Source organism: Polaromonas sp. P1_E3 (assembly GCF_056405935.1).
In genome coordinates, this window is sequence record NZ_JBFUBD010000700.1 from 1 (window position 1) to 951 (window position 951).

At 60.7% G+C, this 951-nt stretch carries 2 protein-coding genes and 1 pseudogene; all 3 read right to left on the bottom strand.

All coding sequences use genetic code 11. From position 1 onward, the window contains the following. Nucleotides 1–166: tripartite tricarboxylate transporter permease (locus tag AC1D0Z_RS22895; protein WP_477660426.1), on the bottom strand; the 166-nt coding region annotated here is incomplete at its 3' end. A 1-nt stretch (nucleotide 167) separates the two neighbouring features. Next, nucleotides 168–686: a tripartite tricarboxylate transporter TctB family protein gene (locus AC1D0Z_RS22900; RefSeq protein ID WP_477660425.1), complete on the bottom strand. Its 519-nt coding sequence runs from the start codon at nucleotides 684–686 to the stop codon at nucleotides 168–170. Nucleotides 687–832: 146 nt separating this feature from the next. After that, nucleotides 833–951: pseudogene (locus AC1D0Z_RS22905) on the bottom strand (tripartite tricarboxylate transporter substrate binding protein); the annotation flags it as partial.

The window sequence follows — 951 nt, forward strand, 5'->3', positions numbered from 1 at the left end:
CGACCTTGGCGGTGATGGGCAGTAGCATGGCCACTGCTACCGCAGGGCCGATGCCGGGGAGCACACCTACCGCTGTGCCGAGGGCGCAACCCACCAGGCACCAGAGCAAATTCACCGGCGTGATCGCTGTCGCGAAACCCGCCATCAGGGCATTAAAAATGTCCATATCAGATCCACCCCGTTGATGTCAGGCCCGGCAGATTGATCGCCAGGAATTTCGTGAACATCCAGAACACCGGCGCGGAAATCGCGAAACCCACCCCAAAATCGGTGACCCAGGTCAGCGGCGCATTGACGCTTGTCTGGCCACCCGCACGGCGCAGGCCTTGCACAGCCAGCAAGTAACACAGCGTGCAGCTCAGGATAAAACCGATGGTGGTAATGAGGGCGGCATTGAGCAACAAGCCCGCAGAGACCCATATAAAACCCGGCCAGTAGGCTTGCGATGCACCGGAAGGCAGGTCCAGGTCCCGGAAGCCGCCGCTCTGCGCTTCCCAGATGATGAAGGCGCCGCAAATCGCGAGGCCCACAGACACCACCCAGGGCAGGAAGTTGGGGCCTACACCGCCATAACCGGCCTCGGACGAAATGCTGATCGCGCCAAAGGCCAGCGCCAGGCCGGTCAGCAGCACACCGGCCCCGACCAGAGTTTGCGGCCAGACGGCCGAGGGATCTGAAGTTGTCATCGTTATAGTTCCCGAAAGGCGGGGAAGGTTGGGCCAGACATAAGCAGTCTGGGGGCACGCGGGCCTTTCGTCAAATTTTCATCAAATTTGACGGAACCGCGTGCAGCTGATACGCGAAAGCGCGGGTGGCGTAAAAACGCGGAAGATCAGACCATGCCGGACTTGACCATCGTGGCGCGCAGCGCCGCAAAGTCGTCGTCCACAAACTTGGCAAATGCCTCGCCTGTCAGKACTGCGGGAGTCCAGTCGTTYTTCTTGACGGCCT

Bases quoted from the DNA above. Each gene is read 5' to 3' on its own strand.
- AC1D0Z_RS22900 (WP_477660425.1), bottom strand. From the start codon at position 686: ATGACAACTTCAGATCCCTCGGCCGTCTGGCCGCAAACTCTGGTCGGG.